Source organism: Microcystis sp. M_OC_Ca_00000000_C217Col (assembly GCF_007095585.1).
In the GTDB taxonomy this organism is placed as follows: domain Bacteria; phylum Cyanobacteriota; class Cyanobacteriia; order Cyanobacteriales; family Microcystaceae; genus Microcystis; species Microcystis panniformis.
Genome location: NZ_SFBV01000028.1, coordinates 1 through 3,387, shown reverse-complemented (window position 1 = coordinate 3,387; position 3,387 = coordinate 1). Strand labels below are relative to the sequence as shown.

At 42.1% G+C, this 3,387-nt stretch carries 1 protein-coding gene and 1 pseudogene; one reads left to right on the top strand and one right to left on the bottom strand.

The features are described from left to right. Positions 1-113: 113 nt before the first annotated feature. Positions 114-1,209 (bottom strand): annotated as a pseudogene (locus EWV66_RS01575) (RNA-guided endonuclease InsQ/TnpB family protein); the annotation flags it as partial. 487 nt (positions 1,210-1,696) lie between these two features. Here EWV66_RS01575 and EWV66_RS01570 point away from each other — a divergent pair. Then, positions 1,697-2,986: a M16 family metallopeptidase gene (locus tag EWV66_RS01570; RefSeq protein ID WP_052277610.1), complete on the top strand. Its 1,290-nt coding sequence runs from the start codon at positions 1,697-1,699 to the stop codon at positions 2,984-2,986. Positions 2,987-3,387: the final 401 nt, after the last annotated feature.

Genomic DNA, 3,387 nt, shown 5'->3' with positions numbered 1-3,387 from the left:
TTATGAAGTTGTCATCTGCTGAGGATTAAAGTGCGTACTCAACCCAGTTAGGGTTACTCAACAGAGGCCAGTCATCCCCCTATTTCTAGGTTTCGACTGAACGAATCGCACTTAATTGCAGCGTTAATGTCTCTATCTTCTACATAACCACAATGGGGACAAGTATGGGTTCTCGTAGATAGAGATTTAGGGACTTTTTGACCACAATTAGAACAATTTTGACTCGTGTTATGGGGTGGTACTGCTACCGTAGCCTTACCATATTTAAACCCAAAATATTCTAACCATTGTCGAAAAATAGACCAAGCCACATCATTAATAGATTTAGCTAGTTTAGAGTTTTTTACCATGCCTTGAATATTTAAGTTGACCTGAGCGATAAAATCGTTAGATTTAATGACGCGCAATGCCTCTTTTTCGACAAAGCCTTTACGTTGCCTACTTACTCTTAAATGCTTTCTAGCATACCTCTTTCTAGCCTTTTGGTAGTTGTTTGATTGGGGTTGACCTTTTCTAAACTTTTTAGATTTCTTCCGATTCAGTCGGTTTAATCTTTTTTCTGCTTGGCGATAGTATTGCGGTATTTCTACTGTTTCCCCATCACTGTTAGCGTAGAAAACTTTTAAACCTACATCCAATCCTACACATCTTTTTGTTGGTTCTAGGGGTTTAGCATATTCCCGAATATCAACGCTAAGACAGAATTGGACATAATAACCATCTGCTCGTTTAACAATCCTAACTCGTTTAATTTGGTCTAGAGGGTAAAAGTTTAAGTCTCTGGTTCCTTTCAGTTTAACCGTGCCAATGTTTTTCTTATCTGTGAAAGTTATTTTCTTTCTATCATCAGATAGTTTCCACCCAGAGTTTTTGTATTCCACAGAACGATTATTTTTCTGAAACTTAGGATAACCTTTTTTACCTTTAACCTTTTTCTTACAATTGTCATAGAAACGGGCAATAGCTGACCAAGCTCGTTCGGCCGATGCTTGTCTAGCAGTAGAATTTAGAGTATCGACAAAATTGAACTGAATGGCCGCGAACTGCACAATATTTATTGAGAGAATATTTATCAATTTTGTCTTCTCTCTTGGCATCCATCCAAAGCCTTAAAGCCTTATTACGGATGAATTGTACTGTACGAATAGCTTCATCAATGGCAGAACACTGACTTGGTTTGATCACGGCTTTCATTTCTAAGACAATCATTGTTTATCGACCTTGTTTATCGACCTCAAACAACTTATTTTAAGTTAACCTGTATAGCATCGGATTGTCAAGATTTTGTAAACACTGAGCTTTTACATTGAAGCCCCTCGAAATGTCGTGCTTCGCTGTTTTATACTGGTCGGGGTTTCATCCCGTCGCTTGAGCGCGAGGGTCTTCACCCCGACATTCAAGATAAAACCTCCTCTACCGAATCACCACCAAAACCTGATTTAGGGGTTACAAAGGTGAGATGCTCCCCTTTTAGACTTTATGCTCGATGATGCCATCCCTAGGGCTCTTGTTAATTCTTCTTGATGTTGGATTGGGATGTACCAGGCAGAAGGGTTTGATGTTCCGTATCATTTGCTACATTCTGAATTTGGAATTGCTGGCCAACACCTGATCTTGTTGGCTCTGTGAAAGTCTGGGACTACAATAGAGAAAAGTGACAATTTTTGCCAGAGTGATTACCGAGGACTAATAAAGAATGACGGCTATCCTAGGGAAACCTGCCACGCTCAACACTCCGATTCTGCACCGTCTTGCCAATGGTTTGACGATTATTGCCGAAAGTCAACCGGTAGAAGCGGTTAATCTCAATGTTTGGCTGCAGGTCGGCTCGGCCTTAGAATCGGATCAGATCAATGGGATGGCTCATTTTCTCGAACACATGGTTTTTAAGGGAACCCCTAACTTAGACAGTGGCGAATTTGAACGGGCGATCGAATCGAGGGGAGCGGTGACTAATGCCGCTACTAGCCAAGAATACACCCATTATTACATTACCACTGCCCCGCAGGACTTCGCCCATCTGGCCCCGCTGCAGCTAGAAGTGGTTTTAGACGCTTTAATCCCTGATGAAGCTTTTGAGCGGGAAAGACAGGTGATTTTAGAAGAAATTCGTCGTTCTCAGGATAATCCCCGTCGGCGCACTTTTTATCGCACCATGGAGACTTGTTTTCAAGTTTTACCCTATCGTCGTCCGGTGTTGGGTCCGATGGCAGTGATTGAAAATCTTACTGCTCAACAAATGCGCGATTTTCATCGGACTTGGTATCGTCCCGAATGGATGACGGTGGCGGTGGTGGGTAATTTGCCTGTAGATGATTTAATGGCTATTGTGAGGGATTCTTTAGATACTTTAGGCAGTAAGGGCAATTCTGGGCTTATTTCTCATCCTATCGCTAATCTACAGCCCGAAGCTCCCTTTAACGAGATTATCCGTCAAGAATACGAGGATGAAAATTTGCAGCAGGCCCGCTTAATCCTATTTTGGAAAGTGCCGGGGTTGAGAGACTTAGAAAAAACCTATCCTCTCGATGTTTTAGCGGCTATTCTGGGTCAGGGCAAGGTATCGCGATTATTTCAGTCTCTGCGCCAAGAAAAGGGCTTAGTTTCCCAAATAACTGCCAGTAATATGTCCCAAGCAGTGCAAGGGGTGTTTTCCGTGTCGGCCCAATTAGCCTCGGAAAATATCGAGCAAGTGGAGAGAGAGGTGGTAGCACAGATTGGACAAATTCAACAGGAAGCTGTGACAGTTTCTGAACTGGAACGAGTTAAAACTCAAGTGGCCAATCGGTTTATTTTTAGCAATGAAAGACCGAGCGATCGGGCTAACCTTTACGGTTATTATCATACTCAGATCGGTGATTTACAACCGGCTTTTTGTTATCCCCAACACATTGAAGCTCTCACTTTAGAGGATATTCAAAATGCCTGTCAAGAGTATTTAAATCCTAACGCTTACGGTGTGGTGGTGGTAAGACCAATTCAGTGAACAGTAATCAGTAATCAGTAATAATGTAGGGTGCGTTTTTGCGGCAATAACCTTGAATAAAAAAACCAAATTAGCAATCCGCGCCCCACGCACCAGTTAAGTAAGTAATCTCAATTAATTGCTAGACCGCTAAAGTTTTTGGATTGAATCACGGTAGTTTAGATTCATTACTGGAGGGCATATTAGGTTGGCTCAAGCTCTGAAATTCCTTGTTCTATGACGCACGATTTTGTCTGCCGCTTTACCCGTTGCTCTGCCAGCACTTACGCTATTCGCTACTCTCAGTCATCGAAAATTTGGGTCTGAAACCCCGTCGTTCTACGACGGCTTTACTGTTAAATATGAGCATCGTTTACGAAATATATGCTAAAATGTGAGGTATGGAAAAAGCCTATTCGTTT

Bases quoted from the DNA above. Each gene is read 5' to 3' on its own strand.
- EWV66_RS01570 (WP_052277610.1), top strand. From the start codon at position 1,697: ATGACGGCTATCCTAGGGAAACCTGCCACGCTCAACACTCCGATTCTG.